Raw genomic sequence first — 12,321 nt, forward strand, 5'->3', positions numbered from 1 at the left:
AGCTGCGCGGGCCGTCGCTATCATCGTCCCGGCGATCGGAGGGCCACGTGTCTGACGACATCCCCAACCCCTACCTGGCGGCCCTGAGGGAGGCCCGGGACGATGCCGGGCCGGTCGCTGACGGCATCCGCGAGGAACTGCGCGGCGTCAAGGACGCGATGGATGCCGGCGCCTGGGTCAGTAGTGCGGCCGACGAGTTCTACACCGCGCTCACCACACAGAACACTCGGTTGGATGCCGCTGCCGACGAGGCCATCTCCGACCTCGACTCCGCGATCGAGGGCCGGCCGGAGATGGTCCCGCCGGACTCCCGCGACGGCCGGTGGAAACCGTAGATGGCTGAGGCGTCGATCGACATCGAGCAGATGTCCGCCCTGGTGTCGGCGATGGAGGCGGCCAGCAGCACCGTCGGGCAGAGCAAGCGATCGATGACAGACCTCCTTTCCGGGGTCGACGTCGACACGTCGTCGATGAACCGCCTCGACGACGTGGGGGGGTGGGTGAGCGACCAGCTGCCCGGCGTGCGGCGCCGGCTCGCGATGGCCGAGGCCATCGAGGCTCAGACGCCCGGGCAGCAGTTCGTGGTGACGATCGACGAGAGCCTGCTCTCCACCCTCAGCCCCGAGGAGGCACGCGAAGCGGCCCGACGCGCGGCCGAGCTGATCGCTGAGAACGACCTCGACCCGACCGTCTCCGACGAGCTCCTCGACCAGTACGGCCTGCCCCAGGAGCTGCTTGACCTGCTGGGCGACAACGCCCTCGATCCCTATTTCGCCCAGGAGCTCGCCCGCACCACCAGTCCCGAGGACGTCGGGGTCCTGGTCGCCGAGGTCGCCGCCTACCGGCAGCGCGTCGCCGACAGCCCGATCGAGCTCGTGTCGCTCGAAGACGTCGACGCGCAGTACGAGTCGCTGCTCTCCGGACTGGGTAGCTCCCTTGGCCTGGCCACCCGCACGAACGCGGATCTGCGCCTCCCCAACGACATCCGCGACCGGTGGGTGGAGGCCGTGTCCGTCCCGTACGGGGGTCTGGGCGACGACGCGTTCCCGGGGCAGGCCTCCGCGCTCGCGCTGGTGGTGTCGCGCGGCGACTGGAGCACGCCGTTCCTCTACGAGGCCGCCAACCAGATCTACGCCCGCGAGCACCTGCAGGGAGTCGGGGTGTGGGGCGATGAGATCCCGCTGGTCGCCCCGGGCGGCGACAGCTTCGGTGACCCGCTGGCCGGGGTGCTGGCGGCGATGGGGACCAACCCCGAGGCGGCGCAGTGGGTCTTCGACGACTCCACCACCCCCACGGTCGACATCGACGGCCACGAGGTCGAGCTGTCCGGGTTCCTCGAGTACGCCCTGCGCCGGGGCTGGCAGAGTGACGGCGGCGCCGGCATGCAGGCGGCGCTGCAGGCCGCCGTCACGCCGTTCGAGGGCGGCAGCACCGTCAGCGCCGACATCGCGGCCGAGGCCAGCGAGCTGATCGAGGCCATCACCACCGAGCAGCGGGAGGCCCAGGAGGAGCACGACCGCAACTGGCTCTCGCGGCTCGGACACACCGTCCTCGACATCGTCGGCCTGATCCCGGTGCTGGGCGAGCCGGCCGACGCGGTCAACGCCGCCTGGTACTCAGCCGAGGGCGACTACGTCAACGCCGGGCTGTCGGCTGCGGGCGTCATCCCCGTCATCGGGTGGTCGGCCGTAGGCGGCAAGTGGGTGCGCCGCACGCTGAGCGCCGACGAGCTGGCCGACATCAGCCGCCAGCTGGAGGCTGCCGGCCAGCTACCCGAGGGTGCCCGCGTCGTGAACGCCGACCCGAGCGCCGTCGTCCGGCTGACGACCGGTGGTGCACCCACCGGTGGCGTCTTCGTGAGGGAGAAGCCCGAGTGGCTGCGCAACATCCTCCGCGGCAACGAGTTCGAGCGGACCCAGACACCGAACATCCTGGCAGCGGGCGGCACCACACAGCTGCGCGTCCAGCAGCGGGCCATCGATCCCGACACCGGCCTGCCAGCCGTCGACGAGGCCGGCAACCCCGTCTACCGCGACAGCTACCCGTACAACATCGTCGACGGCTACATCGACGGTGACCAGATCATCGAGATCAAGTCGACGCAGTTCGCCGAGGTCACCGAGGAGCACGCGCTCAGAGAGATCCGGTCGCTGGGCAACAAGTACCCGCCAGGCACCCCCATCGCCGACGTGCCGTCGACCCCCGACGCGCTGCGCGGCACGAACCTGAACGGCCGGCCCGTCCTGCTGGTGCCGCCACAGACTGCCGACATACCGCCGAATGTCCTCGCCGAAGCGCGCAGACTGGGTGTGGAAATCCGCGACTCCGACGGAAGGATCTACACGTAATGGCCGCGACCATCTCGTACGGCAACCTCTGGAACCGCTCGAACAACACTGTCGGTGAGAGTCTGCCCGAGGACGAGGCCCGGCGGCGGCACGCGGACCGCGAGCGCTACTGCGCGGTGCTCGAGGAGGACGGCAGACCGGTTGTCGCACTCGACATCAACTTCCGGCCGCCGGTGGTGGACGTGTTCTTCCTCGACGAGCAGGCCCGGGCGGCCGGCCAGTACACGTTCGTGGCGCATCCCGACGGCGACGGGCTCTGGCTCGAGCAGACCCGCCAGCGCCGGTTCGTCGGGCCGCGTGAGATGGTCGCGCAGGACTCCACCTGGACCCGGCCCGACGGACGGCTACGCAACGAGGTCCGTGCCAAGAACAACCCGACGGTCGATGTCACCGAGGGACGGTTCGATCCGGCCGAGCACCCGGAGCTGCGCGAGCCGATGCCCGAGTTCGGCGACTACGACTCCATCGCGCGCTGGGAACGCACCTGACGCTCGCCATGGGGACCGGGCAAACGCCCTCCGACTCCCGCGCGAAGCCCGGATGAACCTCTGGAACGTCTCTATCGTGTCGTCCTGCCCGATTCCTACCGTGATCCACGACATCCACCGGTGCGGGAGACACGGAGGCTGGCATGCACGCCGAACACGACGCTGTCGCGACGGGTGACAACAGGATGGACGACGGCGGGACGGTCTCGCGCCGGACCCTCCTGGCGACGACGCTCGGCGGTGCGGCTGCCGCCGGTCTCGGCCTGCCGGCGGCGCGAGCGCTGCCCGCGACGGCCTCGACGGGCACGCCCGCCGGGGGCGCGGGGGGCATGCGGCCGATCAGCATGGCCATGCACATCCACGGCTCGTTCAGCGAGGGCACGGCCAGCTACGCGGCACACCTGCACCAGGCCCGCCTCAACGACGTCGACGTCATCTGGTGGACCGACCACGACTTCCGGGTCGCGGCACACGACCACCGGCGCGAGGTCCGGTTCGACGGGCTGCGCGAGGTCGTCAACACCATGGAGTGGACGTGGACGGAGTCCCGCGAGGGGGCCGTCACCACCGGCGGCGCGCAGTTCGTCGACGACCCCCGCTCCCCGGATGAGCCGGGCACGGCCATGCGGCTCACCGCGGCCGGCACCGGCTGGGGCATCCTGTGGTACTCGGCCGCGTCGTGGAACCAGACCTACAGCGGCTCGCTCGCCGACACCACGATCGACCTCGACGTGCTGACCGAGGCGACCGGGCCGGGCCGTGAGCTCGTCATCGAGATCAACACGTCGTACCACCCGGCCCACGCCGGCCGTCCCGCCGGCCGCTACCTGCTGCAGTACCGCATCGGCGGCGGCACCGACGGCCCCGTCGTCCACCGCACCGACGGACTGCGCGGCTACGTGGAGATCCCGGTCCCGGCGAGCCGGTGGCACCGCGTCACGTTCCGGCCGGTCGACGACCTGCGGGCGCTCTGGCCCGACCTCGTCGCCGCGGACAACTCGATGCACACGCTGCGCCTGGGTGTCCGGGTCGACGGCACGACCGAGACGCGCGCCGTCGTCGACCGGCTACGCATCGACTACGGCCGGCGTGACGGCGCGGGCGGCATCGGGCTCCGGCGCGACGTACTGGCCGAGTACGACGCGCAGTACCCCGACATCGCGCACCACGAGGCGTTCGAGGTCTCGTTGGTTCGTCACCTCAACTGGATCGGCGGGGACCTGGTGATGCCGGAGCTGCCGAGCCCGCCGCGGCGGGACAACGATCCGGACCTGACGGCCGAGATGATCGAGTTCATGCATGCGCACGGCGCGCTGGCACAGTGGAACCACCCGCTGGACGTCGAGACCGCGGAATCGCTCGTTCAGCTCATGATCGAGCGGAACTGCCTGGGCGCCGATCTCATGGAGATCGGCCGCAGCCCGGTCGAGGACCTGCGCCGGGTCTTCGACGCGGCGGCCCGCAACGCGCTGTTCATCACCGCGGTCGGCGTGAGCGACGACCACGGTGGCCAGAACTGGGCGGGCCTCGCCGACAACAACATCACGTACGTGTGGTCCCGGTCGACCGGCAAGGACGACCTGGTCGAGGCGCTGCGGGCGGGCCGCGCCTGGTGGGTGAACCCGGTGCGCTGGCGCGGGGCGATGGACATCGAGGTGGCCGGCCGCCGGGCGCTCGGCTCGGCGCTGGTGACGTCCGCGGCACGGCTGAAGGTCCGGCTCACCGCGACCGACCTGCCCGCCGACGGCGCCCTGCACATCGTCCAGAGCCCGGTGGACTACCCCGGCGCCGCGGACCCGACACCGGCCACGACCAGCGTCGTGATACCCGCCGCCGACCTGCTCGACGGCCGCCGAGACCACGTCCTCGTGCCCGGCGACGGCGCCTACCTGCGTCTGCAGGCGCGCGACGCGGAGGATCGCGTCGTCGGCGAGAGCAACCCGTTCTGGGTGCTCCGCGCCGAGCCGCCCCACGGCATCCCCGCGACCCGCCTGGTCCGCGCGTGAGTCAGGTGGACCGGAGGAACCGCTGGCCGACGTCGCGGAAGTAGGCGATCAGCTCCGGCGGGGAGACCACCTCGAAGTCCGCGCCGATCGACGCCAGCACGACGGCCGGCCACTCGAACGAGTCCACGTTCATGGAGAGGCGGGAGCTCGCTGCGGCGAGCGGCTCGACCCCGCCCCAGTTCCACACCGTCCGCCTGACGACGTCGGCCGGCGCGGCGACGTCGACCACAACCCGGTACCGCGTCGGGATGGCGGCGATCCGCTCGCGGACGAACGCTGCCGCGTCGTCGGCCGGCAGGTCGCGCTGGCGGAACCGGGCACCGGTCGCGACCGGGTCGGGCTGCACGTCGGCGGGGTTCTGCTCGGCCTGGCGCTGCTCGCGGTGATGGCCGTCGGGCTGGGCGCGCTGTCGTACACCCTCGCGCTGGCGTCGAAGAACACCGAGTGGCTGTTCTGGACCGTTCAGCAGACGGTGCTGTTCCCGCTCCTGCTGCTGGCCGGCATTCTGCTCCCGGTGGAGAACGGCCCCGGCTGGCTCCGGGCGCTGTCCGACGCCAACCCGCTCACCTACGTCGTCGATGCCCAGCGGGCGCTGTTCAACGGCGAGTTCCCGGCCGGGACCATCGCGGCGGCGGCGGCCTCCGCGACCATCGTGGCCGCCCTCGGCCTGGCCGTCGGCACCAGGGCCATGCGCCGGTCGTCCTGACCCATAGGCCCGTGATCATCAACGGTTGGCGACGTCATGGCGTCGCCGACCGTTGATGATCACGGGCGAGGAGAGTCGTCGGTGCGCTGGAACACCAGGCAGTAGTCGCCGGTGAGCCACTCCGGTTGGGAGTCCCAGCAGAGGAACACCTCCTGTCGGAACGTCAGGTGCTCGGCGAGCAGGCGGCCGACATCCCAGGCCAGCAGCGTCGGCACGCCGTCGTCGACCATGTTTCCGACGTTGACCACGAGGTGGCCGCGCGGCCGGAGCAGCTTGGTCACCTGGCCGAAGATGTCGCCCAGCTCGGCCAGGTAGGTCGAGTAGTCGCCGTCCAGGGTGAGGTACCCGTTCAGCGGGTTCTCCGGGTGGTCCGCGCGGCTCATGTACGGCGGCGACGTCAGGCAGAGGTCGACCGGACGGTCCACCAGCCGAGCCACCTGCCGGGCGTCACCGGTGATGAGCTCGCCGTGGCCGTCGAGCCGACGACGCACCAGCTCGGCGCGGTCGGGCAGCAGCTCCAGCCCAAGGCCGCGCCGGCCCATGCGCTCGGCGACCACCAGCGTGGTGCCGAACCCGGCGAAGGGATCGAGCACCAGCTGCCCGGGCAGTGAGTACTCGGCAATGACGGTCTCGGCCAGGTTCTGGGTGAAATGGACGTCCTCGTCGGCGTCGGCGAAGCGCTCGCCCTCCAGGTCGTCGCTCCACTGCTGCAGCCAGGGCCTCATCCGCACATCTTGCTCGACGCCGGCTGACGGCGCCCGCTCCACCCCTCGATTGCCGCCGCCCGTACCCTGCTGGCTGTGAGCGCACCTGGGACGAACTGGGCCGGCAACGTCGCCTACGGCGCGCGCCGCGTGCACACCCCGTTGTCGGTGTCGCAGGTGCGGGAGCTGGTCGCCGGCAGCCCGCGGATCCGGGCTCTGGGCAGCCGGCACTCCTTCAACGAGGTCGCCGACACCGAAGGCGACCTGCTCTCGCTGGCCGGCCTGCCGCCGGAGGTCGTAGTCGACGCCGAGGCGGGCACAGTCACCGTCGCCGCCGGGCTGCGCTACGGCGACCTCTGCCTCCCGCTGCACGAGCAGGGCTGGGCGCTGCACAACCTGGGCTCGCTGCCGCACATCTCCGTCGCCGGTGCCTGCGCGACCGCCACCCATGGTTCCGGTGACGGCAACGCCAACCTCGCCGCAGCGGTTGCCGCGCTCCAGCTGGTCACGGCCGACGGCGACCTCGTCACGCTGCGCCGGGGCGACGACGACTTCGCCGGCGCCGTGGTCGGGCTGGGCGCAGTGGGTGTCGTCGTCAGTCTGACGCTCGACATCGTCCCGGCCTTCGACATCCGGCAGGAGGTCTACGAGGGCCTCGCCCGCGAGACCGTGGAGAAGCGGTTCGACGAGATCTTCGCCACCGCCTACAGCGTCAGCGTGTTCACCGACTGGGCCGCGCCGACGATGCTGGCCTGGGTGAAGCGGCGCGTGGACGAGCCCGACGACTGGGCGCCGGACCAGGGCTGGATGGGCGCGCGGCCGGCCGACGGCCCTCGGCACCCGGTGCCGGGCATGCCCGCGACCTACTGCACGCCGCAGCTGGGCGTGCCCGGCCCGTCGTACGACCGCCTCCCACACTTCCGGCTCGACTTCACCCCGAGCAGCGGCGAGGAGCTGCAGTCGGAGTACCTCGTGCCGCGGGTGCACGGGGTCGACGCGCTGCGCGCGCTTGACCGCATCCGCGGACGGATCGCCCCGGTGCTGCAGATCTCCGAGATCCGCACCGTAGCCGCCGACGACCTGTGGCTCAGCGCCGCGTACGGCGGCGACGTCGTCGGCTTCCACTTCACCTGGGTGCGCGACGCCGCGGCCGTGCTCCCGGTGCTCCCGCTGATCGAGCAGCAGCTGGCCCCGTTCGACGCCCGGCCGCACTGGGGCAAGCTCTTCACCGTCGATCCCGAGCGGCTGCCGGAGCTCTATCCCCGGCTGGCGGACTTCCGGGAGCTGCGGCGCCGCTACGACCCGAAGAACACCTTCGGCAACGCGTTCACCGACCGCTACCTCGGGTAGCGCGGAACCGACCCGCGGCGGCCGGCGTCGAATCGAGCATGAGGCGGTGGTTTGCCGGCCTTGTCACCTTGGGCATGATCGCCGGCTGTTCTCTTTCCGATGACGACGACGGCGGCACCGGCGGCGGTCCGGTCGCCGTCATGGGGCTGACGTCCTTCGACGCCTGCGCCGATCTCCTCGACCATCTGAAGGCCGAGGCCCGGGACCGGGTCGGGCCGTGGGGGCTGGGCACCGGTGACATCGCGTACGCGGCCGAGGGAGGAGCGGTGGAGGACAGCGCGGCGGCTCCGCTCTCGTCCATCGCGCCGCAGTCGGTTCCGGACCACTCCACCACGAACGTGCAAGAGGCCGGGGTCGACGAGCCCGACGTCGCCAAGACCGACGGACGGCTGATCGTCAGCGCCGCCGGAGGCGACCTGCGCATCGTCGACGTCACCGGCGACGCGCCTCGCGAGGTCGGCCGGCTCCGCCTCACCGTCGACGACTACACCGACGCGTCGCTGTTCCTCGCCGGTGACCGAGTCGTCGTGCTGGTCCGGGAGAACTCGATGATCGCCTACGACGCGCCCGGCTCGTTCATGCCGCCGGCGACGCGGACCACCGTGCTGCTGGTCGACATCTCCGACCCCGCCGACCCGGCCATCGCGTCGACGCTCGAGGTCGACGGCAGCTACCTGGACGCCCGGATGGTCGACGACACTGTCCGGCTGGTCGTCAGCTCCGCGCCGTCGCTGGAGTTCCCGATGGACGAGGACGACTGGGAGCGGCCCGAGGCGGAACTGACCGAGCGCAACCGCGCCGTCGTCGAGGAGTCCACCATCGAGGACTGGCTGCCGTCCTACGAGTTCACCGACGGCTCCGCCGACCCGGTGACCGGCCAGCTGGTCGAGTGCGAGCGGATGAACCAGCCCGCGGAGTTCGCCGGCTTCGCCACGCTCAGCGTGGTCACGTTCGACCCCGCCGCCGGGCTGAGCGCCGACGGCACGGTCGGGGTGCTCACCGACGGCGAAACCGTCTACGCCAGCCCGGACCGCCTCTACGTCGCGACCACCCGGTGGGGCGAGCCGTTCCCCGTCGAGACCTCGCGCATCGGGCCACCCGATCCCGGTCCGGCCGAGCTGACCACCGGCATCCACGCGTTCGACATCGCCGGTGACGCGCCGGCCCGCTACCTCGCCTCCGGTGAGGTCGACGGGCGCATCATCGGGCGCTACGCGATGTCGGAGTTCGAGGGTGTGCTGCGCGTCGCCACCACGATGGACTCCTGGTCCGGCGACACCGACACCAGCGAGAGCCAGCTGGTCACACTGGAGCAGCGCGGCAGCGAGCTGGTCCAGCTCGGGCGGGTGGGCGGCCTGGGCAAGGGCGAGCAGATCTACGCGGTCCGCTACTTCGGCCCGATCGGGTACGTGGTCACGTTCCGCCAGATCGACCCGCTGTACGTGCTGGACCTGGCCGACCCGGCGGCACCGGCGGTCAGCGGCGAGCTCAAGATCACCGGCTACTCCGCCTACCTGCACTCCGTCGGCGAGGACCGGCTGGTCGGTGTCGGCCAGGAGGCGACGCCCGACGGCATGAGCATCGGCGCCCAGGTCTCGCTGTTCGACGTCGGTGACCCGGCCGCGCCGGTCAAGCTCGACGGACACGTCGTCCCCGGCGCCTGGGCACAGACCGAGTACGACCCGCAGGCCTTCCTGCACTGGCCCGACTCCGGCCAGGTCGTGGTGCCGATCGAGGGCATGTCCGGGTCCAGCGCGCTGGTCGTGCGGGTCGACGCCGACACCGTCACCGAGCAGGGCACCGTCACCCGGACCGAGCCGGCACCGGACGGCTACGCGTGGCTGCGCCGCAGCATCGTCATCGGCGACTCGCTGTACACGGTCTGGCAGGACGGCATCCAGGTGAACGACCTGGACGACCTCGAGCCGGGCGGCTGGCTGTCGTTCACCTGACCACGGCCGGTCAGGAGGACGTGGCGCTCGCGGCGGCCTCCGCGGCGCAGTCGTCGGCGAGGCTGGCCAGGTAGTCGGCCAGCGGCTCCAGCCCGACCTCGGCGCGCCGCTCCTCGACCCCCTCCGGGTCGGCGAGCCGCGCCGGCTGTGCCTCGCCGTCCACGCAGCCGATCTGGGTGCCGTACACCTGCTCACCGCCGATGTTGAGCGCGACGCGGTCCTCCAGGTACGCCAGCTCCGTGGGGTCCGCGGCACCGGCGGCGACGGCGTCGCGCATCAGGTCCAGCGCGTCCTCCTGGAAGGGCACGTCCAGGTCGGAGTGCTGGGCGATCACCCAGGCCGCGCTGGCGCCGTCCTGCCCGACGACGTCCCAGGTGGGCCAGCCGTGCTCGTCGATGATCTCGCGCAGCCGGTCGGTGCGCTCCTGGTCATTCCACTCACCGGCGACCTGGCCGGTGCGCTCGGCCTGGTCCTGCTCCTGCATGGCCAGCAGCTCGTCGCGCAGCTCCGGCTCGGTGACGCCCGGCTCGACCGGCCCGGCGGCCGTAGTGCTGCCGGACCCTTCGCCGTCGTCGGGCTCGGAGCTGTCGTCGGGCCCGGAGCAGCCAACCAGCAGCAGACACACGAGCACGATCGCCGACCTGATCATCCCGACAGTATGGCGACCGGAGGCCCGTAGCGGAACAGCTCAGCAGGAGCGGGACCGCAGGGAGGTCAGCGGTCGGTGTTGGCGCCGCACAGCACGATGCACGGCAGCTCGCCGGGCACCCGGCCGGCCAGCCAGGCGGCGAACGGCACGGCCGCCGCCGGCTCGACGAGCAGCCGGAACTCCTCCCACAACCGGTCGCGAGCGGCCAGCAGCTCGTCGTCGCTGACCAACACCGAGCGAGTGTCGGCCGCGGTGAGCACCGCCAACGGCAGAGTGCCGACCCGGGTCGCGCCCAGCGCCGACGACGCGACCGAGTCCACCGGGGAGTCGACCGGCTCGCCCGCCTCGAGTGCCCGGTGCAGGGCGCAGCACCCCTGCGGCTCGACGGCGACGGTGACGCGGCCGCCGATGGCCAGCGCGGTGCCGGCCGCCAGGCCGCCCCCGCCGACGGCGACCGCAACCGCGTCGACGTCGGGCGCCTCGGCGACCACCTCGGCCGCGACCGTGCCCTGCCCGGCGATCACCGCCGCATCGTCGTAGGCCGGGAGGTACCGCACACCCGGCCGCGCGGCCACCGCGGTGGCGGCAGCGGCGGCCTCGGCGTACGTGCTCCCGTGCCGGATCAGCTCGGCGCCGGACTGCTCGATGCGCCGGGCCTTGCCCTCCGGCACCGTCTCCGGCACGAACACCGTCGCCGGGAGATCGAGCAGCTTCGCCGCCGTGGCGACGCCCAGGCCGTGGTTGCCGCCGGACGCGGTGACGACGCGGTCCGGACGCTCGCCGCCGCGCAACGCGTTGAGCGCGCCACGCAGCTTGAACGAGCCGCTGCGCTGGAGGTGCTCGAGCTTGACCACCAGGGGTCGCCCGTCGACCTGCGCCCTCATCAGCGGAGTGTGCCGGACGTACTCGGTGATCGTCGCCGCCGCGGTGCTGACGTCGGCGACGGCCGGCAAGCCGGTGGAGGTGGTCATGGGTCTACCCTGGACGCCTGGCGGGCGATCGGCAAAATCGATGCTCAGACCCGGCTGGTCTCGACCCGGGCCGGTCGGCCGAGGAACTCGCCGTGTGCGTCGGCGGCCATTTCCAGGGCCCGCAGCTCCGCCTCGTCGAACGGGCGGTACAGCACGGCGTGGACGGTGACGGCGTCGGCGGTGGCCGTGCGCTTCCACCGCCCGGCGACCTGGGTGTCGACCACGATGACGCCGTTGGGCAATGCCAGCTGGTCCGGTGCCGCGGCGACCAGACCTTCGATGTCGAGCAGATGCTTGCTGCGGGTGTAGCCGACGATGTACTCGTCGTAGGCCTGCAGCAGGTGCACGGCCGGAGACCGCACCGGCGGTACGGCCGGGCCGGGCGCGAACCAGTAGGTGGCGCCGTCGACGTCGATGCTCTCCAGCGCGTCGCCGGCCAGCGACAGGCCGGTGGCGATGTCGCTCATGGTCAGGCTGGACCACCAGGCGATGTCCTTCGCCGTCGCCGGGCCGTGGCTGGTGAAGTACCGCCGGGTCAGCTCGGCCAGCGCCGCTTCGCGGTCGAGGCTCACCGCACCCGGTGCACGTTCGTCGAGCAGGGCGTAGGTGTGCTGCTTGCCGTGTAGCGGGCCACTGCAGATGACCCGCTCCAGCTCGGCGTGGATGAGGATGTAGCCGAGACGGACCCGCACCGCCGCGATGCCGTGGCCGTCGAGCATGGCCGCCACCTGGGCGCGGGTCAGGTGGTTGCCGCCGGCAACGGCGTCAGCGATGAGGTCCGCGGTGCGTGTGAGCAGGTCCGCGCCGAGGCCGGTCTGCCGATAGGCGTACGCGTTGAGCGCGTGCACCCGTGGCGCGGTCAGCTCCAGCAGCCAGCGGATGTCGGCCGGCGTGACGAAGTGCCACGTCGGCCGCAGCACGTGGGTGCGCAAGAAGACACCGTCGTCGAACGCGCGGTCGAGGTCCTGGTCGGTGAGGCCGCCGCCGAGGCGCTGCGCGACCGCCCACGTGGCCGGATGGTAGTCCTGCGACTGCACCGCGCCGAACCAGGCCACGACGCCGGCCGCGTCGCCGAACCGAACCGGCGGCGCGGCGCCCAGACCGACCGTGCTCACGCGCCGGTGCGCGAGCTCGCGCTCGTCCACCG

At 72.1% G+C, this 12,321-nt stretch carries 12 protein-coding genes; 7 read left to right on the top strand and 5 right to left on the bottom strand.

The genetic code is table 11. From position 1 onward, the window contains the following. The first annotated feature begins 47 nt into the window (after window positions 1–47). From E1269_RS12610 to E1269_RS12625, 4 genes are all read left to right on the top strand, one after another. Window positions 48–335, top strand: a complete 288-nt coding sequence (locus E1269_RS12610) for a hypothetical protein (protein WP_131894941.1) — start codon at window positions 48–50, stop codon at window positions 333–335. Then, window positions 336–2,348 (top strand): hypothetical protein, encoded by a 2,013-nt coding sequence (locus tag E1269_RS12615; protein ID WP_131894943.1) that lies wholly within the window; start codon window positions 336–338, stop codon window positions 2,346–2,348. Further along, window positions 2,348–2,836, top strand: a complete 489-nt coding sequence (locus E1269_RS12620; protein WP_131894945.1) for a hypothetical protein — start codon at window positions 2,348–2,350, stop codon at window positions 2,834–2,836. Before E1269_RS12615 ends, E1269_RS12620 begins: the two co-directional genes overlap by 1 nt. Before the next feature lie 143 nt (window positions 2,837–2,979). Then, the gene (locus tag E1269_RS12625) at window positions 2,980–4,842 is read left to right on the top strand and encodes a CehA/McbA family metallohydrolase domain-containing protein (RefSeq protein WP_203433446.1); all 1,863 of its coding nucleotides are present in this window, start codon (window positions 2,980–2,982) and stop codon (window positions 4,840–4,842) included. A gap of 1 nt (window position 4,843) precedes the next feature. Here the strand turns inward: E1269_RS12625 and E1269_RS32855 are convergent, their stop codons facing one another. Further along, window positions 4,844–5,188, bottom strand: coding sequence for a WYL domain-containing protein (locus E1269_RS32855; protein WP_203433448.1), 345 nt, complete (start codon window positions 5,186–5,188; stop codon window positions 4,844–4,846). Window positions 5,189–5,227: 39 nt separating this feature from the next. Between E1269_RS32855 and E1269_RS32860 the strand changes: the two genes are divergently transcribed. Beyond that, window positions 5,228–5,548 carry an ABC transporter permease gene (locus E1269_RS32860; protein WP_239000874.1) on the top strand — a complete coding sequence of 107 codons (321 nt, stop codon included), beginning with the start codon at window positions 5,228–5,230 and terminating at the stop codon, window positions 5,546–5,548. A gap of 59 nt (window positions 5,549–5,607) precedes the next feature. On the opposite strand, the gene E1269_RS12635 is transcribed toward E1269_RS32860, so the two are convergent. After that, entirely contained in the window at window positions 5,608–6,273 is a 666-nt protein-coding gene (locus tag E1269_RS12635) for a DNA methyltransferase (RefSeq protein ID WP_131894949.1), read from the bottom strand. Between the two features lie 75 nt (window positions 6,274–6,348). Between E1269_RS12635 and E1269_RS12640 the strand changes: the two genes are divergently transcribed. After that, window positions 6,349–7,602, top strand: coding sequence for a D-arabinono-1,4-lactone oxidase (locus tag E1269_RS12640; RefSeq protein WP_131894951.1), 1,254 nt, complete (start codon window positions 6,349–6,351; stop codon window positions 7,600–7,602). A 38-nt stretch (window positions 7,603–7,640) separates the two neighbouring features. Continuing rightward, window positions 7,641–9,554: a beta-propeller domain-containing protein gene (locus tag E1269_RS12645; RefSeq protein ID WP_131894953.1), complete on the top strand. Its 1,914-nt coding sequence runs from the start codon at window positions 7,641–7,643 to the stop codon at window positions 9,552–9,554. 10 nt (window positions 9,555–9,564) lie between these two features. Here the strand turns inward: E1269_RS12645 and E1269_RS12650 are convergent, their stop codons facing one another. The 3 genes from E1269_RS12650 to E1269_RS12660 all read right to left on the bottom strand — a co-directional run bounded on the left by E1269_RS12650 (window position 9,565) and on the right by E1269_RS12660 (window position 12,319). After that, window positions 9,565–10,203, bottom strand: a complete 639-nt coding sequence (locus tag E1269_RS12650; protein WP_203433450.1) for a DUF6624 domain-containing protein — start codon at window positions 10,201–10,203, stop codon at window positions 9,565–9,567. Between the two features lie 65 nt (window positions 10,204–10,268). Continuing rightward, window positions 10,269–11,174 carry a serine/threonine dehydratase gene (locus E1269_RS12655; RefSeq protein ID WP_131894955.1) on the bottom strand — a complete coding sequence of 302 codons (906 nt, stop codon included), beginning with the start codon at window positions 11,172–11,174 and terminating at the stop codon, window positions 10,269–10,271. 44 nt (window positions 11,175–11,218) lie between these two features. Beyond that, complete coding sequence (locus E1269_RS12660) at window positions 11,219–12,319, bottom strand: winged helix DNA-binding domain-containing protein (RefSeq protein WP_162606380.1); 1,101 nt, start codon at window positions 12,317–12,319, stop codon at window positions 11,219–11,221. Window positions 12,320–12,321: the final 2 nt, after the last annotated feature.

The organism is Jiangella asiatica, assembly GCF_004349065.1.
GTDB lineage: Bacteria > Actinomycetota > Actinomycetes > Jiangellales > Jiangellaceae > Jiangella > Jiangella asiatica.

Excerpts from the sequence above, each read along its gene's own strand:
- E1269_RS12615 (WP_131894943.1), top strand. The coding sequence starts at position 336 with ATGGCTGAGGCGTCGATCGACATCGAGCAGATGTCCGCCCTGGTGTCG.
- E1269_RS12620 (WP_131894945.1), top strand. The coding sequence starts at position 2,348 with ATGGCCGCGACCATCTCGTACGGCAACCTCTGGAACCGCTCGAACAAC.
- E1269_RS12625 (WP_203433446.1), top strand. The coding sequence starts at position 2,980 with ATGCACGCCGAACACGACGCTGTCGCGACGGGTGACAACAGGATGGAC.
- E1269_RS32860 (WP_239000874.1), top strand. The coding sequence starts at position 5,228 with ATGGCCGTCGGGCTGGGCGCGCTGTCGTACACCCTCGCGCTGGCGTCG.
- E1269_RS12635 (WP_131894949.1), bottom strand. The coding sequence starts at position 6,273 with ATGAGGCCCTGGCTGCAGCAGTGGAGCGACGACCTGGAGGGCGAGCGC.
- E1269_RS12645 (WP_131894953.1), top strand. The coding sequence starts at position 7,641 with ATGAGGCGGTGGTTTGCCGGCCTTGTCACCTTGGGCATGATCGCCGGC.
- E1269_RS12650 (WP_203433450.1), bottom strand. The coding sequence starts at position 10,203 with ATGATCAGGTCGGCGATCGTGCTCGTGTGTCTGCTGCTGGTTGGCTGC.
- E1269_RS12655 (WP_131894955.1), bottom strand. The coding sequence starts at position 11,174 with ATGACCACCTCCACCGGCTTGCCGGCCGTCGCCGACGTCAGCACCGCG.